This window comes from Chelatococcus sp. CO-6 (assembly GCF_001271345.1).
In the GTDB taxonomy this organism is placed as follows: Bacteria; Pseudomonadota; Alphaproteobacteria; order Rhizobiales; family Beijerinckiaceae; genus Chelatococcus_A; species Chelatococcus_A caeni.
On the sequence record NZ_CP012398.1, the window covers coordinates 1,226,302 to 1,247,690 of the forward strand.

The 21,389-nt window shown below is 70.9% G+C and carries 20 protein-coding genes; 9 read left to right on the forward strand and 11 right to left on the reverse strand.

Features of this window, described 5'->3' with window-relative positions; translation table 11 throughout:
* The first annotated feature begins 89 nt into the window (after nt 1-89).
* A complete protein-coding gene (locus AL346_RS05765; RefSeq protein ID WP_019402553.1) occupies nt 90-1,016 on the forward strand; it encodes a sulfite exporter TauE/SafE family protein in 927 nt (308 codons plus the stop codon).
* Nucleotides 1,013-1,810: a TIGR02186 family protein gene (locus tag AL346_RS05770; protein ID WP_019402554.1), complete on the forward strand. Its 798-nt coding sequence runs from the start codon at nt 1,013-1,015 to the stop codon at nt 1,808-1,810. The genes AL346_RS05765 and AL346_RS05770 overlap by 4 nt, the downstream gene beginning before the upstream one ends.
* Before the next feature lie 6 nt (nt 1,811-1,816).
* Here AL346_RS05770 and pdeM read toward each other — a convergent pair whose 3' ends face one another.
* From pdeM to AL346_RS05785, 3 genes are read right to left on the reverse strand one after another with little or no spacing between them, the layout of a single operon-like run.
* Nucleotides 1,817-2,515, reverse strand: coding sequence for a ligase-associated DNA damage response endonuclease PdeM (gene pdeM, locus AL346_RS05775; protein WP_019402555.1), 699 nt, complete (start codon nt 2,513-2,515; stop codon nt 1,817-1,819).
* A 5-nt stretch (nt 2,516-2,520) separates the two neighbouring features.
* On the reverse strand, nt 2,521-5,022 hold the full coding sequence (locus AL346_RS05780; RefSeq protein WP_019402556.1) for a ligase-associated DNA damage response DEXH box helicase: 2,502 nt from the start codon (nt 5,020-5,022) through the stop codon (nt 2,521-2,523).
* A gap of 48 nt (nt 5,023-5,070) precedes the next feature.
* The gene (locus AL346_RS05785; RefSeq protein WP_019402557.1) at nt 5,071-6,000 is read right to left on the reverse strand and encodes a class I SAM-dependent methyltransferase; all 930 of its coding nucleotides are present in this window, start codon (nt 5,998-6,000) and stop codon (nt 5,071-5,073) included.
* A 149-nt stretch (nt 6,001-6,149) separates the two neighbouring features.
* On the opposite strand from AL346_RS05785, the gene AL346_RS05790 reads away from it, so the two are divergent.
* Genes AL346_RS05790 through AL346_RS05800 form a run of 3 tightly spaced genes read left to right on the forward strand, consistent with a single transcriptional unit; the run spans nt 6,150 to nt 9,369 of the window.
* Nucleotides 6,150-7,199 carry a ligase-associated DNA damage response exonuclease gene (locus AL346_RS05790; protein WP_019402558.1) on the forward strand — a complete coding sequence of 350 codons (1,050 nt, stop codon included), beginning with the start codon at nt 6,150-6,152 and terminating at the stop codon, nt 7,197-7,199.
* The gene (locus AL346_RS05795; protein ID WP_019402559.1) at nt 7,196-8,884 is read left to right on the forward strand and encodes a cisplatin damage response ATP-dependent DNA ligase; all 1,689 of its coding nucleotides are present in this window, start codon (nt 7,196-7,198) and stop codon (nt 8,882-8,884) included. Before AL346_RS05790 ends, AL346_RS05795 begins: the two co-directional genes overlap by 4 nt.
* Entirely contained in the window at nt 8,881-9,369 is a 489-nt protein-coding gene (locus AL346_RS05800; RefSeq protein WP_019402560.1) for a secondary thiamine-phosphate synthase enzyme YjbQ, read from the forward strand. The genes AL346_RS05795 and AL346_RS05800 overlap by 4 nt, the downstream gene beginning before the upstream one ends.
* On the opposite strand, the gene AL346_RS05805 is transcribed toward AL346_RS05800, so the two are convergent.
* Complete coding sequence (locus tag AL346_RS05805) at nt 9,348-10,859, reverse strand: hypothetical protein (protein WP_019402561.1); 1,512 nt, start codon at nt 10,857-10,859, stop codon at nt 9,348-9,350. The two genes, AL346_RS05800 and AL346_RS05805, sit on opposite strands and share 22 nt — an antisense overlap.
* A 194-nt stretch (nt 10,860-11,053) precedes the next feature.
* Here AL346_RS05805 and AL346_RS05810 point away from each other — a divergent pair, with 194 nt between their 5' ends.
* On the forward strand, nt 11,054-11,737 hold the full coding sequence (locus tag AL346_RS05810; RefSeq protein WP_019402562.1) for a response regulator transcription factor: 684 nt from the start codon (nt 11,054-11,056) through the stop codon (nt 11,735-11,737).
* A gap of 1 nt (nt 11,738) precedes the next feature.
* On the opposite strand, the gene AL346_RS05815 is transcribed toward AL346_RS05810, so the two are convergent.
* Entirely contained in the window at nt 11,739-12,680 is a 942-nt protein-coding gene (locus AL346_RS05815; RefSeq protein WP_026015200.1) for an alpha/beta hydrolase, read from the reverse strand.
* Between the two features lie 147 nt (nt 12,681-12,827).
* On the opposite strand from AL346_RS05815, the gene AL346_RS05820 reads away from it, so the two are divergent.
* A complete protein-coding gene (locus tag AL346_RS05820; RefSeq protein ID WP_019402564.1) occupies nt 12,828-13,094 on the forward strand; it encodes a DUF6460 domain-containing protein in 267 nt (88 codons plus the stop codon).
* A 13-nt stretch (nt 13,095-13,107) separates the two neighbouring features.
* Nucleotides 13,108-14,463: an MATE family efflux transporter gene (locus AL346_RS05825; RefSeq protein WP_019402565.1), complete on the forward strand. Its 1,356-nt coding sequence runs from the start codon at nt 13,108-13,110 to the stop codon at nt 14,461-14,463.
* 5 nt (nt 14,464-14,468) lie between these two features.
* Here the strand turns inward: AL346_RS05825 and AL346_RS05830 are convergent, their stop codons facing one another.
* Both AL346_RS05830 and AL346_RS05835 read right to left on the reverse strand, forming a co-directional pair.
* Nucleotides 14,469-15,554 (reverse strand): quinone-dependent dihydroorotate dehydrogenase, encoded by a 1,086-nt coding sequence (locus AL346_RS05830; RefSeq protein WP_019402566.1) that lies wholly within the window; start codon nt 15,552-15,554, stop codon nt 14,469-14,471.
* Nucleotides 15,555-15,902 carry a DUF952 domain-containing protein gene (locus AL346_RS05835; protein ID WP_183316657.1) on the reverse strand — a complete coding sequence of 116 codons (348 nt, stop codon included), beginning with the start codon at nt 15,900-15,902 and terminating at the stop codon, nt 15,555-15,557.
* Between the two features lie 195 nt (nt 15,903-16,097).
* Between AL346_RS05835 and AL346_RS05840 the strand changes: the two genes are divergently transcribed.
* Complete coding sequence (locus tag AL346_RS05840; RefSeq protein WP_026015204.1) at nt 16,098-16,727, forward strand: helix-turn-helix transcriptional regulator; 630 nt, start codon at nt 16,098-16,100, stop codon at nt 16,725-16,727.
* Nucleotides 16,728-16,958: 231 nt separating this feature from the next.
* Here AL346_RS05840 and pnp read toward each other — a convergent pair whose 3' ends face one another.
* The 4 genes from pnp to rbfA form a co-directional block, all read right to left on the reverse strand.
* Nucleotides 16,959-19,103: a polyribonucleotide nucleotidyltransferase gene (gene pnp / locus AL346_RS05845; protein WP_019402569.1), complete on the reverse strand. Its 2,145-nt coding sequence runs from the start codon at nt 19,101-19,103 to the stop codon at nt 16,959-16,961.
* Between the two features lie 312 nt (nt 19,104-19,415).
* On the reverse strand, nt 19,416-19,685 hold the full coding sequence (gene rpsO, locus AL346_RS05850) for a 30S ribosomal protein S15 (protein WP_026015205.1): 270 nt from the start codon (nt 19,683-19,685) through the stop codon (nt 19,416-19,418).
* A 178-nt stretch (nt 19,686-19,863) separates the two neighbouring features.
* Nucleotides 19,864-20,880 carry a tRNA pseudouridine(55) synthase TruB gene (gene truB / locus AL346_RS05855; RefSeq protein WP_197286605.1) on the reverse strand — a complete coding sequence of 339 codons (1,017 nt, stop codon included), beginning with the start codon at nt 20,878-20,880 and terminating at the stop codon, nt 19,864-19,866.
* 20 nt (nt 20,881-20,900) lie between these two features.
* Nucleotides 20,901-21,329, reverse strand: coding sequence for a 30S ribosome-binding factor RbfA (gene rbfA / locus AL346_RS05860; protein WP_026015206.1), 429 nt, complete (start codon nt 21,327-21,329; stop codon nt 20,901-20,903).
* Nucleotides 21,330-21,389: the final 60 nt, after the last annotated feature.

Consider the following 21,389-nt stretch of genomic DNA (forward strand, 5'->3'; position numbering starts at 1 on the left):
AAGGGACGCTTCCCTAGACTGACGAAGCAGCCGCGTGCCGACGGCCCGCGGCCGCTGTCGCATTCGACCGAGCGTCCGAGTACCGTGCCGTGCACATCTACCTGCCCATCGCCGAAATGTCCGTCAACATGTTCACCCTCCTCGCCATGGGCGCGGCGGTGGGCTTCATCTCGGGCATGTTCGGCGTCGGCGGCGGCTTCCTGATGACGCCGCTCCTGATCTTTCTCGGCATCCCGCCGGCGATCGCGGTCGCCACCCAGGCCTCGCAGATCACGGCTTCCTCGGTCACCGGCGCCCTCGGCTACTGGCGGCGCAAGGCGCTCGACTTCAAGCTCGGCGGCGTGCTGGTCGCGGGCGGCTTCGTCGGCACGCTGCTCGGGGTGTGGTTCTTCAACGTCATGAGCCGCCTCGGCCAGCTCGAGTTCGTCATCGTCGTCAGCTACGTGACGCTCTTCGGCATCATCGGCTCGCTGATGCTGGCCGAAAGCCTCAAGACCATGTGGGCGACGCGCCGCGGCGTCGTCCCCCTCTCCCGCCGCTCGGGCGAGCATCCGTGGTATCTCGGCCTGCCGTGGAAGATGCGTTTCCACCGCTCCAAGCTCTACGGCAGCGTCATTCCCATCGTCACGCTCGCCATGCTCATCGGCTTCGCCGGGGCGGTACTCGGCATCGGCGGCGGCTTCATCCTCGTCCCCGCTCTCATCTATCTCTTTCGCATCCCGGCCGCCGTGGTGGTCGGCACGTCCCTCTTCCAGATCCTCTTCACGATGATGGCGGCGACGCTGCTGCACGCCTTCACCAACCAGTCGGTGGACGTGGTGCTGGCGATGCTGCTCATCATCGGCGGCGTCATGGGGGCGCAGTTCGGCGCCCGCGCCGGGCAGAACCTCAAGGGCGAATCGTTCCGCCTGCTCCTCGCCATCCTCGTTCTCGGGGTCGGCATCCGCTTTGCCATCGATCTCGTGGTGAGGCCGCAGGAGCCCTTCTCGCTCGTCACCGTGGGAGCACGGCCATGACGAGGACGGGGCCAACAAGGACGGCGACGTCCCGGCTGCTGCTCGCCGCGGCCGCCCTCGCAGGGCTCTTCGCCTCGCTCGCGCCGGCGGCGGCCGAGACGCTGATCTTGTCCCTGTCGACGCACCGGGTCTCGATCACCTCGACCTACACGGGTTCCTCCATCGTCGTCTTTGGCGCCATCGAGCGTGACGAGCGCACGGTGGCGCGGGCCGCGCCCTATGACGTCGTCATCACCGTGCGCGGTCCGCGGCGCACCACGATCGTGCGCGAGAAGGAGCGGGTCGGGCCGCTCTGGCTCAACACCTCGCAGCGGCGCTTCGTCGACCTGCCGACCTATCTGGCCGTCCTCTCGTCGCGACCGATCGACGAGATCGCGGGCGGGGCCTTTCTCACCCGCTACCGGCTTGGCCTCGGCATGCAGATCACCACGCCGGGCATGGAGCACCTGACGAGCGAGGAGCCGTTCCGCGAGGCCCTGCTGCGGCTCAAGAACGACCAGAGGCTGTTCGCCGAGGAGCCGCGCGGCGTCACCTTCCTGACGCCGTCCATCTTCCGTGCGCCCATCACCCTGCCCGCCGTCGCCCCCACCGGCAATTACGACGTCGAGGTCGCGCTCTTCGTCGACGGGGCGCAGCTCGCCCGGCAGACCACCAATTTCGAGGTGGTGAAGACCGGCTTCGAACAGGCGACGGTCACCCTCGCCCACGACCACGCCATCTTCTACGGCCTCGGCGTCGTCACCATGGCGGTGCTCTTCGGCTGGCTCGCGACGATCATCTTCCGGCGGGACTGACGAGACTCAATCCGGCAGCAGCAGCGGCCAGCCGATGGCGTAGAGCCGCTGGCCGAGCACGTGGGCCGTGACGCCCTCGGGAAAGAGCGGCCGGAAGGCGGCATCGCGCAGGTTGAGCCCGCCCGTCAGGGCGCCGAGCGCCGGCATGACGATGCGCCGTGCCCCAGCGGCGAAGCAGCGGCGGCGCACGGAGCGGCCGGTGAGCCGCACCTTGGCGGCTGGATGCATGTGCCCGACGATCTCCGCCGTGCCGTCGTCGGCAGGCTCGTGCCGCAGCACCACGTCGGCGAGGCGCAGTTCGGCGGCGCTTTCCCCGCCGGCCGCGCGCGGCACCTGCGGATCGTGGTTGCCGGTCACCCACAGCCAGTCGCGGCCGCGCTGCAGCGCTGCGAGCGCCTCGCTGTCACGCGTGTCGAGGCGCCCATGCGCACCGGCATCGTGGAAACTGTCGCCGAGCGCGACGACGGCCCGTGGCGCATAGCGAGCGACGAGGCGCGCCACGGCGGCGAGCGTGGCGCGCGTGTCGTAGGGCGGCAGGAAGACGCCGCGGCCGGCGAAGGACGAGGCCTTCTCGAGATGGAGGTCGGCGACGACGAGCAGCCCCTCGTCCGCGACGAAGAGCGCGCCGGCGGGATCGGCGACGAGATCGAGCCGCCCGAGGCGCAGAACCTGCGCCGCGCCCGCTGTGCCAGCCTCGCCACCCATCGCGTTCACTGCATCGCCTCTTCCATCATCGCCGCCTCGGCCTCCGCCAGCATGTGCTCGGCGGCCTCGCCATAGACCATCTCGCGGCCGATCTCGAGCATCACCGCCACCGAGAGCGGCGAGAGGTGATCGAGCGGCGCGTGCACGATTCGCCCCGCGACACGCACCAGCATATCGCCGAGCCGGCGCACGTCGAGCAGCCCCGTTGCGGCATCGGCGCGCGCCGCGCGCAGGAGGACGTGGTCCGGCTCGTGCCGGCGCAGCACGTCATAGACGAGGTCGGTCGACATGGTGACCTGGCGGCCGGTCTTCTCCTGGCCGGGAAAGCGCCGCTCGATCATGCCGGCGATGATCGCGCAATGGCGGAAGGTGCGCTTCATCAGCGCCGATTCCGCCAGCCAGTCCTCGAGGTCGTCGCCGAGCATGTCGGGGGCGAAGAGCTCGGCGAGCGACAGGCGTCCCCGGGTGACCGCGAGGCCGATGTCGGCGATGCCCCAGGCGGCGAGGCCGTAGTCGTTGGCGACGAAGCCGAGCGGCTTGAGGCGCGCCCGCTCCAGGCGCCGCGTCAGCAGCATGCCGAGCGTCTGGTGCGCGAGCCGCCCCTCGAAGGGATAGGCGACGAGATAGTGGCGCCCGCCGCGCGGGAAGGTCTCGACGAGCAGCTCCCCCGGCCGCGGCAGGCGCGACTTCATCTTCTGTGCCATCAGCCAGTTCGCCACGGGCTTCGGCAGGCGGTGCCAGTCGTCCGGGCGCGCGATCATGGCGCGCACGCGGCTGGCGAGGAAGCTCGACAGCGGGAACTTGCCGCCGGCATAGGACGGCACCTTCGGGTCCGTGCCCGCCGCCGTGCGCGAGGTGATGACCTCGTTCTCGTAGATGCCCTCGAAGCGCAGCACCTCGCCGGCGAAGACGAAGGTATCGCCCGGCGTCAGCCCCTCCGCGAAATATTCCTCCACCTCGCCGAGCACGCGGCCGCCGCGCACGACGGTCATCCCGCCGGCCCGGCGCGGGCGGGCGAGGCGCACGCGCAGCATCGGCTCCTCGACGATGGTGCCGACGTTGAGCCGGTACTGCTGGGCGACGCGCGGGGTGGTGACGCGCCACAGCCCGTCCTTGCCCTTCACGATCCGCGCGAAGCGCTCGTAGCTCCTCAGCGCATAGCCGCCGGTGGCGACGAAGGCGACGACATCGTCGAAATCCTGGCGCGGCAGGGCGGCATAGGGCGCGGCGCCGCGCACCTCCTCGTAGAATGCATCGGCGTCGAAGGGCCCGGCGCAGGCGCGGCCCAGCACGTGCTGGGCAAGCACGTCGAGGGCGCCGGTGCGCGCGTCCGGCGTGTCCTGCGCCGCCTCGGCGACGGCGTCGAGCGCCGCCCGGCATTCCAGCACCTCGAAGCGGTTGGCCGGCACGAGGAAGGCCTTCGACGGCTCGTCGAGACGGTGGTTGGCGCGGCCGATCCGCTGCATCAGCCGGCTCGCGCCCTTCGGCGCGCCGACATTGATGACGAGGTCGACGTCGCCCCAGTCGATGCCGAGGTCGAGCGTCGAGGTGCAGACCACGGCCTTGAGCCGCCCCTCGGCCATCGCCGCCTCGACGCGCCGGCGCTGGCCGGCATCGAGCGAGCCGTGATGCAGCGCGATGGCGAGGCCGTCGTCGTTCATCCGCCACAGCTCCTGGAAGACGAACTCTGCCTGCATGCGCGTGTTGACGAAGACCAGCGACAGGCGATGGTCGTGGATCGCCCGGTAGATCTCGTCCATGGCGTGCAGCGCCGTGTGGCCGGCGAGCGGCGGCGCGAGCCGGCTTTCGAGGATGCCGATCTGCGGCCGTGCGCCTTCCTTCACGGTGATGACGTCAGGCGAGGGCACGCCCGCGCGCTGCGGCACGAGATAGCGCGCCAGCACCTCCGGCTCGCGCACGGTCGCCGAAAGGCCGACCGTCGTCACCTGCGGCGCGAGAGCGAACAGCCGCATCAGGCCGAGCGACAGGAGGTCGCCGCGCTTCGACGTCACGAGCGCGTGCAGTTCGTCGAGCACGACACGCCGCAGGCCGGAGAAGAACGTCTCGGCCTCGCGATGCGCGATGAGCAGCGCGAGTTGCTCGGGCGTGGTGAGGAGGATGTGCGGCGGGCGCTCGATCTGCCGCGCGCGCTTGTGGGCCGGCGTGTCGCCGGTGCGCGTCTCGACCTTGACCGGCAGCCCCATCTCCGTGACCGGTGCCTCGAGGTTGCGCGCGATGTCGACGGCGAGCGCCTTGAGCGGCGAGATGTAGAGCGTGTGGAGGCCGGCCCGGTCCGGCGCCTCCGCGAGCTCGACGAGGCTCGGCAGGAAGCCGGCGAGCGTCTTGCCGGCCCCCGTCGGGGCAACGAGCAGGGCCGAGCGCCCGGCCCGCGCGCTCGCGAGGAGATCGAGCTGGTGCGCGCGCACGTGCCATCCGCGCCCGGCGAACCAGGCGGAGAAGGCAGGCGGCAGGGCAGCCGCGGCGGGCGACGGAAGATGCGGCGTCACCCCCAAGAGGTAGCGCCTCGCGCGCGATCCGTCATCCTGCGGCTGCTGTCAAAGCGGCCGGACCGGCTTCTGCGCCGCGACGACGAAACCGGGCACCGGCCGGCCGCCGTCGTGGCGCAGGACAGCGGGATCGCACGCCACGACATCGAGCCCGACCGCGGCGAGCAGCGCCTCCACATGGCCGGTGCTGTGGGCGAAGCGCATGTCCTCGCCGAGGACGAAGCCGAGCGGCGCCTCGGTGACGTCCTGCACGGTGAACAGGAAGAGCCCGCCGTCGCCGATCGCCCGGGCGACCGCATCGAAAACGGGTGCGAGGTCGCCGACATAGATGAACACATCGGCCGCGAGCACCAGGTCGGCGCAGCCCGGCGCCTCGCCTTGCAGAAACGCGGTCAGCTCGGCGACCGCGAGCCGGTCGTAGCAGCCGCGCCGGCGCGCCCGCTCCACCATGCGCGGGGCGATGTCGCAGCCGGCGAGCGTGACGGCATAGGGGCGCACGGCCTCGCCCATCAGCCCCGTGCCGCAGCCGAGGTCGAGCGCCAGGCGGAAACGCGGCGGCCGGCCGGTCGCCCCGCAGATGCCGCGCAGCGTCTCGAGGATGAGATCGGGGCCGCGATAGGCCAGCTTCTCGACGAGATGGCGGTCGAAATGCCCCGCATATTCGTCGAACAGCGCCCGCACATAGCCGGCCGACATGGCGCCGGCCGCCGGCAGCGCGCCGAGGCGGGCGAGACGCAGCCCGGCGCCGAGATCGTCCTCGGGCGACAGCCTGAGCGCCGTCGTGAAGGCGTCCCGCGCCTCGTCCCTCCGGCCGAGCGCCTCGAGCGCCTCGCCGAGGCTGATCCAGGCCGGCGCCCAGTGCGGCGCGAGGCGGACGATCTCGCCGATGAGGCCGGCGGCCGCCTCCCACTCCTTCTCCCGCATCAGGCTTTCGGCAAAGGTGTAGCGTCGGTCGACGATGAGGTCGCCGGAGGTCATCAGCTTCGTTGGCCGCATGGGGCGTGGGGGACACAAGGTTGGAGGGCGGCGGAAAGAACGCCGGGCGCTCGTCTTCGTCAAGCCGAAAGTGACGGCATCGCGGGAGCCGCGGGCTTAACCGGCCGGCAGCGAGCAACTATCTTGCCTCCATGCAGGCGCGCGACATCCTCTCGCTCACTCCGGCCGGGCTCTATTGCCCCCTCGCGGACGTCCATATCGACCCGCTGCGGCCGGTGCCGCGTGGGCTGATCACCCACGGCCATTCCGACCACGCCCGCGCCGGCCACGGCGCCGTGCTCGCGACGGCGGAGACGCTCGCCATCATGGCGGCGCGCTATGGCGAGGGTTTCTGCGGCACCGCCCAGGCGGTGCGCTACGGCGAGGCGGTGACGCTCGGGCCCGTGCGCGTCACCTTCCTGCCGGCGGGCCACGTGCTCGGCTCGGCGCAGATCCTCATCGAGGCGGGCGGCCTGCGCATCGTCGTCTCCGGCGACTACAAGCGCGCTAGCGACCCCACCTGCGCGCCCTTCGAGCCCGTGCGCTGCGACGTCTTCATCACCGAGGCGACCTTCGGCCTGCCGGTCTTCCGCCATCCCGATGCCGCCGGCGAGATCGACAAGCTGCTGCATTCCCTGACGCTCTTTCCCGAGCGGGCGCACCTCCTCGGCGCCTATCCCCTCGGCAAGGCGCAGCGCCTCGTCGCCCTCCTGCGCCAGCGCGGCTATGACCGGCCCGTCTACCTGCACGGCGCCATGGAGCGGCTGATGCAGCTCTATGGCGAGCTCGGCATCGCCCTCGGCGACCTGCGCAAGGTCGAGCCCGGCAGCCGCGAGAGCCTCGGCGGCGCGGTCGTGCTGTGCCCGCCGGGCGCCCTGCAGGACCTGTGGGCGCGGCGCTTCCCCGATCCGGTCGCCGCCTTCGCCTCGGGCTGGATGCGGGTGCGCGCCCGCGCCCGCCAGCGCGGCGTCGAGCTGCCGCTCGTCGTCTCCGACCATGCCGGCTGGGACGAATTGTGCGCGACGATCCGCGAGACCGGGGCGGGCGAGGTCTGGGTGACGCACGGCGAGGAGGAGGCGCTGGTGCACTGGTGCACGCGCGAGGGGCTCGCGGCACGTCCCCTCAACATGCTCGGCTACGGCGACGACGAGGCGGAGGCGGAAGCCGTCGCGGAGGAATCCGTCGCGGAGCCTTCGGCATGAACGACTTCGCCGAGCTGCTCGACCGCCTCGCCTTCGAGCCGCGCCGCAACGCCAAGCTGCGGCTGATGGAGGACTTCTTCCGCACGACGCCGGACCCCGAGCGCGGCTATGCCCTCGCCGCCCTCACGGGCGGGCTCTCCTTCCGCAACGCCAAGCCCGGCCTCGTGCGCGCGCTCATTGCCGAGCGCACCGATCCGGTGCTCTTCGCCCTCTCCTACGACTATGTCGGCGACCTGTCCGAAACCGTCGCCCTCATGTGGCCGGCGCCATCGCAGGCGGGCACTGGCCACAACGCCTCGCCGCCGCGCCTCGCCGACGTGGTCGAGGGCCTCTCCATGACGGCGAAGACCGAACTGCCCGGCCTTCTCGCGCGCTGGCTCGATGCGCTCGACGAGACCGGGCGCTGGGCGCTGCTCAAGCTCATCACCGGGGCGCTGCGCATCGGCGTCTCCGCCCGCCTCGCCAAGACGGCCGTCGCCGGGCTCGGCGGGGTCGATCCCAATGCGGTCGAGGAATTGTGGCACGGCCTGACACCGCCCTACGAGCCGCTCTTCGCCTGGCTCGAAGGCCGGGCGGAGCGGCCGGAGGGGCTCGTCGTCGCCCCCTTCCGCCCGCCGATGCTGTCGCACCCGCTCGACGAGGAGGAGTTCTCGCGCCTCGACCCGGCCGAATTCTGTGCCGAATGGAAATGGGACGGCATCCGCATCGAGGCCGTGCGCGAACTGACGCTGGAGGGCCGGCGTATCGTCCGGCTCTATTCCCGCACCGGCGAGGACATCACCGGCTCCTTTCCCGACCTCTGCGAGGCCCTCATCGCGGAAGACGCCTTCGTCGGGGCGCTCGACGGCGAGCTTCTCGTCCTGCGCGGGGGGCGCGTCGAGAGCTTCAACGTGCTGCAGCAGCGCCTCAACCGCAAGGCGATCACGCCGCGCCTGATGCAGGAATTCCCCGCCCATATCCGCGCCTACGACCTGCTGGGCGAGGGCGAGGAGGACCTGCGTCCCCTGCCCTTCGCGGAGCGGCGCCGGCGGCTCGAGGCGCTCGTCGCGCGGCTCGCCGGCGGGCGCGTCGACCTCTCCCCGCTGGTGCCCTTCGCCAGCTGGGAGGAACTGGTCGCCGCGCGCGCCCGGCCGGAAGAGGCCGGCGCCGGCATCGATGCCGAGGCCGTCGAGGGCGTCATGCTCAAGCGCCGCGACAGCCCCTATGTCCCCGGCCGGCCCAAGGGCCTGTGGTACAAGTGGAAGCACGACCCGCACCTCGTCGACGCCGTGCTGATGTATGCCCAGCGTGGCCACGGCAAGCGCTCGTCCTATTATTCCGACTACACCTTCGGCCTGTGGCGCAGCGGGCCCGAGGGCGAGGAGCTCGTGCCCGTCGGCAAGGCCTATTTCGGCTTCACCGACGAGGAGCTGAAGGAGCTCGACCGCTTCGTGCGGCGGGAGACGGTCAACCGCTTCGGCCCGGTGCGCGAGGTCGTCCACACGGGCGAGCGCGGCCTCGTGCTCGAGGTCGCCTTCGAGGGCGTCCAGCAGTCGACGCGCCACAAGTCCGGCGTCGCCATGCGCTTTCCGCGCATCAGCCGCATCCGCTGGGACAAGCCGCCGCGCGAGGCCGACCGGCTCGACTATCTCGCCGGCCTCTTGCCGCGCGAGGGAACGATGAAGACGAGGGCGGGGAAGACATGACGCAACGCGACGCCATCGAGACGACGCCGCTCGGCGCCGGGCCCGTGACGCGCCAGGCGAGCGCGCGCCTCGTGGTCCGCACGCGCGGGCCCGGCTTCACCGACATCACCCATGCCGTCCGGCGGTGGCTCGCGACGAGCGGCATCGCCGACGGGCTCCTCACGGTCTTCTGCCGGCACACCTCGGCCTCGCTGACCATCCAGGAGAATGCCGATCCGGACGTGCGCGCGGATCTCGCGACGGCCCTCGACCATCTCGCCCCGCGCAACCGAACCTATGTGCACGCCATCGAGGGGCCGGACGACATGCCGGCCCATATCCGCACCATGCTGACCGACGCCTCGCTCGCCGTGCCCGTCGTCTCGGGGCGGCTGGCGCTCGGCACCTGGCAGGGCATCTACCTCATCGAGCACCGCGACCGTCCGCACGCGCGGGAGGTGCTCGTCACGGCGATCGGCGCCGCTCAGGACGATGCGAGCGCCTGACCGGCGGTGCCGCCCCGCCAGCGCGACAGCGCGAGGCCGAGCGTCATTACGAGGACGGCCCAGGCCGCCGCCCACAGGGGCGCCGCTTCCCCTAGCCGCGCGGCGGGCCAGGCGAGTGCCGGCGTGCCGGCGATGAGGGCCGGCGCCAGCGCGGGCAGCTCGGTCGAGGCGACGATCGCCGCACCGCCGAGGATGGCGAGCGCGGCCGCCCAGCCCCGCCCGCCGGGCAGCAGCGCGAAGAGGAGCGCCGGCAGGAGAGCGCCGGCCGAGACACCGAGGACGAGGTTCACCGCCACCGCCGGCGCGACGTTGCCCGCGAGCGGAACGGCTGCCGCGGCGCCTCCCAACGCCGCGAGCACGGTGAGCCGCGCGATCACGGTCTTGCGGGCGGTGGAGGCCCGCGGCGCGCTGACTCGGTAGACGTCGCGCGACAGGATAAGGCCGAGAAGGAAGCCGAGGGCGGCGACGCCCGCCAGCATCGTCGCCAGATGCGCGACGGCCGACATCTGCCTGAGCAGCCATGAGCCTTCGAGCAGCGCCCCCGGAAGATAGACCACGGCGGCATCGGCGATGAGGACGAGCGCTGCGAGCACCACCGCCGCCCGCAGCGAGACACGGCCGGCAAGGCCCCTGCCCGGCAGGGCCGCGGAAAGGCCGGTCACGAGGGGCAAGGCCGCGACGCCCAGCATCGCGACGAGGAAGGGCACCAGCATGCCCTCCTCCGCCGGCCCGCCCGCGAGCCAGGCAAGAAGCGGCGCGACCGCCCCGGCAAAGGGCATCACGGTGTCCGCCCCCGAGCGCACGCTCTCGACGAAGGCGTGCCACCAGGCCGCGGCAAGGGTCGCGGCCAGCAGTCCGGCAAACCCCGCCACCAGCCCGCCCTGCACGGCGAGCGTCGCAGCGACGGCCCTCAGCCCGCCCACCATGGCGACCACCGCGGCGAGAACAAGAAGGAGGCGCAGGGTGGCGGGATAGCCGAGGGCGAGCGATTGCGCGAGGACGACGGCCGCATCCTGCAGCATCAGGGCGAGCGCGATGAAGGTGACGGGCACGAGGACGACGACGGCGGCGAAGCGCGCCGGCGCGCCGAAGCGCCCGGCGAGGGTGCCTGCAGGCGTCGGGGCGGCGATATCGTGGAGGAAGGGAGCGAGGACCGCATGCAGCACGAGCCCGGCGACGGCGCCCCAGCGCAGGGCGGGCGCATTGCCGGCCAGCACGACGAGTGCCAGCACGACGACCGGCAGGGCGAGGGTCGCCACCGCCGCCGGCAGGCTGCGGTCGGCGGCATCGAAGGTGGCGAGGCTCATCGTCCGCGCCCCGAGTCCGACGAGGAGGAAGAGCACGAGCGGCAGGCTGAGCAGCACGGGCGTCAGCAATGATTCGGGCACGCCGATGCGCTCGAGCAGCCACATCAGCCCGATCACGGACGCCATCGCCGCCGCGAGCAGAAGGCGCTGCGCCTGCCCCCCCGGCCTGCCGCCTGCCATCATGTCCCGAGGCTCCCGCTCCCGCCATTGTCCGCAGCATCTTCGTGTGACATGACGCACCGCACATGGCAAACTTCTGCTCGGCTCAGTCCCGCAAAGTTCAGCGGTTGTGCGGATTTTGCCTTGACGGGTGCGGGACCGACGAACGCAGGGCTTGCCGTCTCGCCGCCCCGGGGCGAAAAATGGCACGGCAGAGCATGGGGTGGGCCGTGAGCGATTCCGCAGCACGCATCATCATAGCGGACGACCATCCGCTGTTCCGCGGCGCCTTGCGCCAGGCGCTGGCGGGGGTGGTCGCCGACGCGAGCATCGTCGAGGCCGGCTCCTTCGCCGACATGTGCGCCGCGCTCAATGCGGACGCCTCCGCCGATCTCGTGCTGCTCGACCTCGCCATGCCCGGCGTGCAGGGGTTCTCCGGGCTGATGTACCTGCGCGCCCAGCATCCGGACATCCCGGTCGTCATCGTCTCGGCCAACGACGAACCGTCGGTCATCCGCCGCTGCATCGATTTCGGCGCCGCCGGCTTCATCCCCAAGGCGCTCGACGCCGAGGACATGCGCACGGCCATCCGCACCGTGCTCGCCGGCGGCAACTGGACGCCGGCCGACATCGACCTCGCCGCCCCCGTCGACCGCGAGACGGGCGAGCTCGTCAAGCGCCTCGCCAGCCTCACGCCGCAGCAGGTGCGCGTCCTGATGATGCTGTCGGAGGGCCTGCTCAACAAGCAGATCGCCTACGAGCTCTCCGTGTCCGAGGCGACCGTCAAGGCCCATGTCTCGGCCATCCTGCAGAAGCTCGGCGTCGAGAGCCGCACGCAGGCGGTGATCGCCGCGGCCAAGATCGCCGCCGCCGGGCAGGTGCCCGCGCCGAGCGCGGCCTGATCTAGAGCGACGCCACAAAACCTTCCATCCGCGCCAGCGCCTCGCGCGTCAGGCCGATGTCGAAGCGCGTGAAGACATGGCAGCCGCCCGGCCAGACGGCGAGTTCGCTGCGGTTGCCGGCCGCCGCCCAGCGCCCTGCCATGAAGAGCGAATCGTCGATGAGCGGATCGCGCGTGCCGATGGTGAAGAGCGCCGGCGGCAGGCCGGAAAGATCGGCATGGATCGGCGAGACGTCGGGAGCGCGCATATCCCCCTCCCGGCGCAGGAAGCCTTGCACGAAGAGGAAGATGTCGCGCGTGTTGAGGATGAGCTTCTCCTCCCCCCAGCGCCGCACGCTCGGCGTCAGCGCAAGGTCGTAGACGCCCGCGATGAGATTGGCGCCGGCAAAGGGCGTGAGGCCGTGCCGCTCCCTCAGGCGCAGCATCGTCACCACCGACAGGTGCGCCCCGGCGGAATCGCCGCCGATGATGAAGCGCTCGGTGCCGAAGCGCTCGCGCCCCTCGCGCACCAGCCACAGCGCCGCCGCCTCGCAATCGTCCGGCCCCGCCGGGTAGGGATGCTCGGGCGCGAGGCGATAGTCGACGGACACGGCGGCGAAGCCGAGCCGCTCGGCAAAGAACTCGAGGAAGGGATCCTGCTCGTCGGCAGCGCCCAGCATCCAGCCGCCGCCGTGGATGTGGAGGAAGACGCCCCGCGGCGTCTCGGGCGCGATGACGCGCAGGTGAAGCGGCCCGCTCGGCCCGTCGATGGTGACGACCTTCGCCCGCGGGCTCTTCGGCAGTGGCGGGAAGGGCCCGAGCCCCTTGGCGCGGTTCTCGCGCACCACGGCCGCGGGCGCGCTCCACTGGTCGGGCGCGCCGGTGAGCCGGGCGAGGATGTCCGCGTTGAGGGCGGCGGTTTCGGCATCGACGGCGTCGGGATGGAAGAGGCGGGGATCGAGCATCGGGACCTTGCGCGCGAGGAAGGGATCGTCCATGTCACGTTGCATGCGACATGCGCGGCGGCCGGCAGGCGCCGATGCGAGGAAACCATGCGAGGCCAGCTCTGGTCCAGAGCGAAGGGCCGGCCGAGGGACAGAAGGGATCGGACGATGGCGAACGGCTCGCTTCAGCGCTTTCTCGGCGGCTCGCCCCTGTCGGTCCTGATCAAGCTCATTTTCCTGTCGGTTCTCGTCGGCGCCATCATGGCCTTCCTCGGCATCACGCCGCTCGGCCTCATCGACGGCATCGTCGACTTCATCCGCCGCGTCGTCGGCCGCGGCTTCGCCGCTCTCCATGAGGTTGGCCAATGGCTGCTGTACGGCGCCATCATCGTCGTGCCAGTCTGGCTGATCGTGCGCCTGTTCGGCCGCCGCTAGAGGTGAGCCGGCCGTGAGCGGCGCCTGCGCCGACCCCGCCATCGCCCCGCGCCGGATCGAAACGACCCATCGGCGCATCGTGCTGCTGGCGCTGCCGATGATGCTGTCGCACGTGACGACGCCGCTGCTCGGCCTCGTCGACGCGACGGTGATCGGCCGCCTCGGCGAGGCGCATCTGCTCGGCGCCGTCGCCATCGGCGGCGTCATCTTCGATTTCCTGTTCTGGAGCTTCGCCGCCCTGCGCATGGGCACGGCCGGCCTCACCGCCCAGGCCTACGGGCGCGGCGACGATCGGGAGATCGACCGCGTGCTCGCCCGTGCCCTCGCCATCGCGGCCCTGGCGGGCGCCGCCCTCGTCCTCCTGCAATGGCCCGTCGGCCTCGCCATCTTCGCGCTCGTCGGCGCCAGCAGCGCCGTGACCGATGCGGCCTGGGCCTATTACGACCTGCGCATCTGGTCCGCGCCCTTCGCCTTCGCCAATTATGCCATCCTCGGCAGCGTCATCGGCCGCGGCCGCACCGACCTCGGCCTCGTGCTGCAGGTGTCGATCAACGTCGTCAACATCGCCCTGACGCTCGTCCTGGTCGCCGGGCTCGGCCTCGGCGTCAGGGGCGCGGCGCTCGGCACCCTCCTCGCGGAAGCCGCCGGGGTGGGGCTCGGCCTCGTCGTGCTGGCGCGGCTCGGCTCGCGCCCCTTCGCCGTGCCCCGGATGGATCTCCTCGAGCGGGAGAAGCTCCTCGCCATGCTCGGCCTCAACGCCGACATCGTGGTGCGTACCGTCGCGCTGCTGCTCGCCTTCGGCGTCTTCACGGCCTACGGCGCGCGCCAGGGCGACGTGACGCTGGCGGCCAACGCCGTGCTCTACAACATGTTCCTGATCGGCGGCTATTTCCTCGACGGCTTCGCCACGGCGACCGAGCAGCTGTGCGGCCAGGCGCTCGGCAGCCGGGACGCGCGCGGCTTCCGCCGGGCGACGGGGCTCGCGCTGTTCTGGTGCCTCCTCTTCGGCGCGGGCAGCTCGCTCCTCTTCCTCGCCTTCGGCAACAGCTTCATCGATTTCATCTCGACGAATGCCGAGGTCCGGGCCGCGGCCCGCGACTTCCTCGTCTTCGCCGCCCTCACGCCGGTCGTCGGGGCGGCAGCCTTCACCTTCGACGGCGTCTATATCGGGGCGACCTGGGGCCGGGCGATGCGCAACCTGATGCTCATCGCGTTCGCGATCTTCCTCGCCACCTTCCTCGTCCTGCTGCCGCTCGGCAATGCCGGCCTGTGGACGGCGCTCCTCGTCTTCCTCGCCGTGCGCGGCATCGGCCAGGGGCTCCTCTTCCCGCGCCTTGCCCGCGCGTCCTTCCCGCCGGCGGCGGGCTGAGCCGTTCAGGCCTTGAGGGCGAGGTCGGCCGCGTTGCGGCCGACGACGGACGACAGGTTGCCGAGCCTCTCGCGCGCAAGGCGGGCGCGCAGGCCCTCCTTGATGTCGCGCACGAGGCCGGGCCCCTTGTAGACGAGGGCCGTATAGAGCTGCAGCAGCGTGGCGCCGGCGGTGATCTTGGTCCAGGCCGTCTCCGCCGAATCGATGCCGCCGACGCCGATGAGCGGGAAGGCTCCTTCCACGCGCTGGTAGGTGGCCGCGAGCATCGCCGTGGCAAGCGGAAAGAGCGGCTTGCCGGACAGGCCGCCGGCCTCCTGGCCGACCATCGTTTCCACGAGGCCGGGCGGGCGCGTCACCGTGGTGTTCGACACGATCAGCCCGTCGATGCTGCGGCGGCGCGCCACCGAGACGACGGCATCGAGCTCCGGCAGCGTCAGGTCCGGGGCGATCTTGATGAGCACGGGCCGGCGCCCGTTCTCTTCAGCCACGGCGTCGCGCATGTCGAGCACGCGGGCGATGAGTTCGTCGAGGGCCGCGGCATGCTGCAGGTCGCGCAGGCCGGGCGTGTTCGGCGAGGAGATGTTGACGGTGAAATAGGCGGCATGCGGCGCGAAGGCGCGAATGCCGGCGACATAGTCGCTGATCCGGTCCTCGGTATCCTTGTTCGCGCCGATGTTGACGCCGACGACGCCGGGCCGCCCGCCACGGCGGCGAAGCCGCGCGACCCCGGCCGCGTGGCCCTCGTTGTTGAAGCCGAGCCGATTGATGACCGCCTCGTCGCGCACCAGGCGGAACAGCCGCGGCCGGCTGTTGCCCGGCTGCGGGCGCGGCGTCATCGTGCCCACCTCGACGAAGCCGAAGCCGAGGCCGAGTGCCCCCTCGACCGCCTCGGCGTTCTTGTCGAACCCCGCCGCAAGCCCGACGGGATTGGGAAAGTCGAGCCCGAAGGCCTTGACGCCGAGCGCCGGCGCATCGGGCTCCGGCGTCGCGGCGGAAACCATCGAGAGCGCCCGAATGGCCAGGCGATGGCCGAGTTCCGGATCGAGGGCGAGCAGCGCCGGCCGCGCGAAGGATGCGAGGAGCGAGAACATTTACAGGTCGTCCGGAAACTGATGGCGCCCATCCGCGCCGAGCGGCAGCGGCCTGACCCAGCGGACCGCCGAAAGGGCGAGCGGCCCGTAGAGATGCGGAAAGAGGTCGCCGCCGCGCGATGGCTCCCAGCGGAGCGCTTCGCCGAGGGCTGCGGCCTCGATGGCCACGAGCACGAGATCCTGCTGGCCGGCGAAGTGCTTCGCCGCCGTCTCGCGCATCTGCGCGGCCGTCGAGAAGTGAATGAAGCCGTCCGCGACATCGACGGGAGCACCGGAAAACACACCGGCAGCCTCCGCTTCGGCCCACATCTGCCGCGGACAGATCTTGTATACCAACGCCACCGCCATACTCCCGCGAGTGCCCTCCCGCTGTAGGGGCTCGCGCTGCGAAGATCAATGCGCGGGACACCCCATTCAGGGGCTGTTGCGGCAAGATTTCGCACGAGACAAACGGGGCAATAAGTCCTATAGTTAGATTGTCATCCTAACGCGGCGGCGCCCCCCGCTGCGCGATGCGCCATTTCCGATGAGCGGGAGGTGGGCATGCTGTCGCACGAATCGATCTGGAACGCGATCGACGCCCTGGCGTCCCGTCACGGCCTCAGTGCCTCGGGCCTTGCGCGCAAGGCCGGCCTCGACCCGACGGCGTTCAACCGCTCCAAGCGCACCGGTGCGGACGGGCGCCCGCGCTGGCCCTCGACGGAATCGATCGCCAAGGTGCTTGATGCGACCGGCGCGACGATCGACGACTTCCTGTCGGTCGTCCGTCATCAGGAACAGGTGCCTCACCGGACCATCCCGCTCATCGGCTTCGCGCAAGCCGGGCGCGGCGGCTTCTTCGACGACGGCGGCTTTCCCGTCGGCTCCGGCTGGGACGAGGTGTCCTTCCCCGACGGCATCGACGAGAAGGTTTATGCGCTCGAAGTCTCGGGTGATTCGATGCTGCCGCTCTACCGCGACGGCGACGTCATCATCGTCTCGCCGACATCGAGCGTCAGGCGCGGCGACCGCGTCGTCGTCAAGACGGCCGATGGCGAGTTCATGGCCAAGGAGCTGAAGCGCCGCACCGCCCGCACGGTGGAGCTGCGCTCGCTCAACCCCGAGCACGAGGACCGCGCCGTGGCGGTCGGCGACATCGCCTGGATGGCCCGCATCATCTGGTCGAGCCAGTAGCCGAAGGCCCCCCTGAAAAGGAAAAGCCGCCGGATCGCTCCGGCGGCTTTCTGTCGACTGAACGCTACCCCACCGTCATGCCCGCGCTTGTCGCAGGCATCCACACCTTGCAACCTTGAGCAACGGAAAAAGCGTGCTTGGCCGCGACGAGCGCGGCCAGGACAAGAGGCGCGGTTCCCCGCAAAGCCGGACAGCACAGGTCCGCCCGGCCTCCCAGGGATCGGCCCATCGTTACTCGGCGGCCGTCTCGGCGTCGGACTTGCCCTTGGCCTCGAGGTCCTCGCCCGTCTCCTGGTCGACGACCTTCATCGACAGGCGCACCTTGCCGCGTTCGTCGAAGCCGAGCAGCTTGACCTTGACCTTCTGGCCTTCCTTGACGACATCCGTCACCTTCTGCACGCGCTGCGCCGCGAGCTGCGAGATGTGGACGAGGCCGTCGCGCGAGCCGAAGAAATTGACGAAGGCGCCGAAGTCCGTGGTCTTCACCACCGTGCCCTCGTAGATGACGCCCACTTCCGGCTCGGCCGCGATGCCCTTGATCCAGTTGATCGCCGCGGTGATCGACTTGAGGTCGGACGAGGCCACCTTGACGGTGCCGTCGTCGGAGATGTCGACCTTGGCGCCGGTCTTCTCCACGATCTCGCGGATGACCTTGCCGCCCGAGCCGATGACCTCGCGGATCTTGTCCTGCGGGATCTTGATGGTCTCGATGCGCGGGGCGTACTGGCCGAGCTCGGCGCGGGCGCCCGAGAGCGCCTTGCCCATCTCGCCGAGGATGTGCATGCGCCCGGCCTTCGCCTGGTCGAGGGCGACGCGCATGATCTCCTCGGTGATGCCGGCGATCTTGATGTCCATCTGCAGCGCGGTCACGCCCTGGTCGGTGCCGGCCACCTTGAAGTCCATGTCGCCGAGGTGATCCTCGTCGCCGAGGATGTCGGACAGCACCGCGTAGCGCTCACCCTCGAGGATGAGGCCCATGGCAATGCCGGCCACCGGACGGCGCAGCGGCACGCCCGCGTCCATCAGCGACAGCGAGGCGCCGCACACCGTCGCCATCGACGAGGAGCCGTTCGATTCGGTGATCTCGGAGACCACGCGGATCGTGTAGGGGAACTCGTGATGCGGCGGCAGCATCGGGTGGAGGGCGCGCCAGGCGAGCTTGCCGTGGCCGATCTCGCGGCGCCCGGGCGAACCCATGCGGCCCGTCTCGCCCACCGAATAGGGCGGGAAGTTGTAGTGCAGCAGGAAGGTCTCCTTGTAGGTGCCTTCCAGCGAGTCGATGAACTGCTCGTCATCGCCCGTGCCGAGCGTCGCGACCACGAGGGCCTGCGTCTCGCCGCGGGTGAAGAGCGCCGAACCGTGGGCGCGCGGCAGGAAGCCCGCTTCCGCAACGATGCGACGCACGGTCTTCACGTCGCGCCCGTCGATGCGCGTGCCGGTGTCGAGGATGTTCCAGCGCACGATCTTGGCCTGGACTTCCTTGAAGACGGCCTTGACCTTCTCGACCTCGAACCGGGCCTCGCCCTCCTCGGGGCAGAGCGCGGCCATCACCTTGGCCTTGGCGGCGTCCACCGCGGCGTAGCGGCCCTGCTTCTCGACGATCTGGTAGGCGGCGCGCAGGTCCGCCTCGGCGATCTCGAGGATGGCCTTCTCGACCTCCGAGACGTCGGCCGCCTCGAGGTTGCGCGGCTCCTTCGCCGCCTTCTCCGCGAGACGGATGATGGCGTCGATCACCGGCTGGAAATGCGCATGGCCGTGCATCACGGCGCCCAGCATCACGTCTTCCGGCAGCTCCTTGGCTTCCGATTCCACCATCAGCACCGCGTCCGCCGTGCCGGCGACGACGAGGTCGAGGTCGGAGCCTTCCATCTCGGCGGAGGTCGGGTTGACCTTGTACTCGCCGCCGACATAGGCGACGCGCGCCGCGCCCACGGGGCCCATGAAGGGCACGCCCGACAGGGTCAGCGCCGCCGAGGCCGCCACCATCGAGACGATGTCGGGATCGTTCTCGAGGTCATGGCTCAGCACCGTGATGATGACCTGGGTGTCGCAGCGCCAGCCGTCGACGAAGAGCGGACGGATCGGGCGGTCGATGAGGCGCGAGATCAGCGTCTCGCGCTCGCTCGGCCGGCCCTCGCGCTTGAAGTAGCCGCCCGGGATGCGGCCCGCGGCATAGGCCTTCTCCTGGTAGTTGACGGTCAGCGGCATGAAGTCGATGCCGGGCTTCGGCTCCTTCGCCGCCACCACGGTGGCGAGCACGGTGGTCTCGCCATAGGTCGCGAGCACGGCGCCGTCGGCCTGGCGAGCGACGCGGCCGGTCTCGAGGGTCAGCTGCTTGCCGGCCCAGTCCAGTTCCACGCGTTGGATATCGAACATGTCTTTTCTCTCATGGTCGGGCCATGTGGTCGACGCCATGAGCAAGACGGCGAGAGGCTGCCCGCCCCGCCGGCCCCGAGGGGCGCGAACGGCGGGAAGCGTCTGGCGATCCTGCCATGGTCGTCAGCCTGGCCGGTTCGCGGCCCCTCCCCATGGAAGGGCCTGACGCAGAGCCGGAGGGGTGCATCGACATGCAACGGCCCGTCCGGCTGAAGGTGCCGCGCCCCGGGGGCGCCGCACCAATCTTCGGCCGCATCGCGTGACGCGGCACCTGGCAAAATGCCCGGAGCGCGGACGCTCCGGGCAGAAACCTCAGCGGCGAAGGCCGAGACGCTCGATGAGGGTGCGGTAGCGGCCCTCATCCTTCTTCTTCAGGTAGTCGAGCAGCGAACGACGCTGCGACACGAGCTTGAGAAGGCCGCGCCGGGAGTGGTTGTCCTTGGCGTGGACCTTGAAATGCTCCGTCAGGTTGACGATGCGCTCCGTGAGGATCGCAACCTGCACTTCCGGGGAGCCCGTATCGTTCGCCTCGCGGGCATAGTCCTTGAGGAGCGCCTGCTTGCGCTCGGCCGTGATCGACATCGGTTCTTCCTTTCGCTTGATGTCATCGATGCCGCCGCCGCTCTTGCGGGAGGCGGTTTGCCGCCGGCCGGGCCGGGATGTCGTCCAGCGCGGTCGCATCGGCATGCTGCGCGCGGGGACATGCCCCACGCGAAGCGGTCTCTATATACCCATTGGCGCGCCAAGGCCAGAGCGGCCGTCAGCGCGCCTGCGGCAGGTTGAAGATGCGCCGCGGATGCAGCTCCCCGTGCTCCAGATCCCCCAGCGCGATGAGCGCGCCATGGGCGAAGACGGCGACGCAGCCCTCGCCGAGCGGCGCGTCGCGCCCGCGCAGCAGCACGGACTGGCCGCGCGCCAGCCGGCCGGCGTCCGAACGCGTCACCGAGACCTGCGGCAGGGTGGCGAGGCCGACCGCCACGGGCCTCAGGCCCTTCTCCGCCCGTGCCGCTTCGTCGAGCCCCTCGAGCTCGCGCAGCGCGTCGATGGAGATGCCGTCGGCCTCCTCGAATGGGCCGACACGCGTGCGCCGCAGCGTCGCGACATGGCCGAGGCAGCCGAGCGCCCGTCCGAGGTCGCGGGCGATGGCCCTGACATAGGTGCCCTTGCCGCATTCGGCGGCAAAGACGCTCGACTGGCCGTCGTGCGCGACGAGGCTCAGGCGGTCGATCTGCACCGGCCTGGCCTGCAGCTCCACCACCTCGCCGTCGCGGGCAAGGTCATAGGCGCGCTCGCCGTCGATCTTGATGGCCGAGAAGCGCGGCGGCACCTGCATGACGGTGCCCGTGAAGCGCGGCAGCAGCGCCTCGATGGCGGCGCGGTCGGGCCGGCCCTCGCTCGTCGCGACCACCGCGCCCTCGGCGTCGTCGGTATCGGTCTCGGTACCCCAGCTGACGGTGAAGGCATAGGCCTTGCGCCCGTCCATGACGAAAGGCACGGTCTTCGTCGCCTCGCCCAGCGCCACCGGCAGCAGCCCCGAGGCGAGCGGATCGAGCGTGCCGGCATGGCCGGCCTTCTTGGCGTTGAAGATGCGCTTGATGATGGCGACGGCGTGGGTCGAGGTCATGCCGACGGGCTTGTCGAGCACCACCCATCCGTGCACGTCGCGCTTCTTGGGCCGCGGCGGCCGCGGTCCCCGCTGGCCCTCGCGCGGCTGAAAGCCGGCTTCCCCGCTGCCCGGCGCGACGCCGTCGCCCTGCTGTTCCTTGTCCTGGCTCATCGAGAGGTGATCCATGCCCGTCAGGCTTCGTCGTCGCTGTCGTCTGCCCCCTCGGGGCGCACAATGTCCCTGCGGACCTTGTCGCTCTGCAGGAGCGTGTCGATCCGCCGCGCCTCGTCGAAGCTCTCGTCGAGACGAAAGCGCACGTCGGGTGCGAACTTGAGGTTGATGCGGCGCGCCAGCTCGCCGCGCAGGAAGCGGCGGTTGCGCTCGAGCGCGGCGAGCACCGGCTTCGTGTCCTGGCCGCCGAGCGGCATGACGAAGACCGTCGCCAGCTTGAGGTCCGGGCTCATGCGCACCTCGGGCACGGTGATGACGTGCGAGGCGAGCACCTCGTCCATCACCTCGCCGCGCGCGAGGATCTCGGCGATCGCGTGGCGCACCGCCTCGCCGACGCGCAATTGCCGCTGGGACGGGCCCGCGCCCGTGTCGAAACGTGATTTAGCCATGTCTTCTCCCCGGGATCGGACCGGGTCCTGCAGCCTTGCGGCCGGTTGCCACGAGACGCC

What these genes read in the sequence shown, in the direction of transcription:
- AL346_RS05770 (WP_019402554.1), top strand. Translation starts at nt 1,013, where the DNA reads ATGACGAGGACGGGGCCAACAAGGACGGCGACGTCCCGGCTGCTGCTC.
- pdeM (WP_019402555.1), bottom strand. Translation starts at nt 2,515, where the DNA reads ATGGGTGGCGAGGCTGGCACAGCGGGCGCGGCGCAGGTTCTGCGCCTC.
- AL346_RS05785 (WP_019402557.1), bottom strand. Translation starts at nt 6,000, where the DNA reads ATGACCTCCGGCGACCTCATCGTCGACCGACGCTACACCTTTGCCGAA.
- AL346_RS05790 (WP_019402558.1), top strand. Translation starts at nt 6,150, where the DNA reads ATGCAGGCGCGCGACATCCTCTCGCTCACTCCGGCCGGGCTCTATTGC.
- AL346_RS05795 (WP_019402559.1), top strand. Translation starts at nt 7,196, where the DNA reads ATGAACGACTTCGCCGAGCTGCTCGACCGCCTCGCCTTCGAGCCGCGC.
- AL346_RS05800 (WP_019402560.1), top strand. Translation starts at nt 8,881, where the DNA reads ATGACGCAACGCGACGCCATCGAGACGACGCCGCTCGGCGCCGGGCCC.
- AL346_RS05805 (WP_019402561.1), bottom strand. Translation starts at nt 10,859, where the DNA reads ATGATGGCAGGCGGCAGGCCGGGGGGGCAGGCGCAGCGCCTTCTGCTC.
- AL346_RS05810 (WP_019402562.1), top strand. Translation starts at nt 11,054, where the DNA reads ATGGGGTGGGCCGTGAGCGATTCCGCAGCACGCATCATCATAGCGGAC.
- AL346_RS05815 (WP_026015200.1), bottom strand. Translation starts at nt 12,680, where the DNA reads ATGCTCGATCCCCGCCTCTTCCATCCCGACGCCGTCGATGCCGAAACC.
- AL346_RS05820 (WP_019402564.1), top strand. Translation starts at nt 12,828, where the DNA reads ATGGCGAACGGCTCGCTTCAGCGCTTTCTCGGCGGCTCGCCCCTGTCG.
- AL346_RS05830 (WP_019402566.1), bottom strand. Translation starts at nt 15,554, where the DNA reads ATGTTCTCGCTCCTCGCATCCTTCGCGCGGCCGGCGCTGCTCGCCCTC.
- AL346_RS05835 (WP_183316657.1), bottom strand. Translation starts at nt 15,902, where the DNA reads ATGGCGGTGGCGTTGGTATACAAGATCTGTCCGCGGCAGATGTGGGCC.
- AL346_RS05840 (WP_026015204.1), top strand. Translation starts at nt 16,098, where the DNA reads ATGCTGTCGCACGAATCGATCTGGAACGCGATCGACGCCCTGGCGTCC.
- pnp (WP_019402569.1), bottom strand. Translation starts at nt 19,103, where the DNA reads ATGTTCGATATCCAACGCGTGGAACTGGACTGGGCCGGCAAGCAGCTG.
- rpsO (WP_026015205.1), bottom strand. Translation starts at nt 19,685, where the DNA reads ATGTCGATCACGGCCGAGCGCAAGCAGGCGCTCCTCAAGGACTATGCC.
- truB (WP_197286605.1), bottom strand. Translation starts at nt 20,880, where the DNA reads ATGAGCCAGGACAAGGAACAGCAGGGCGACGGCGTCGCGCCGGGCAGC.
- rbfA (WP_026015206.1), bottom strand. Translation starts at nt 21,329, where the DNA reads ATGGCTAAATCACGTTTCGACACGGGCGCGGGCCCGTCCCAGCGGCAA.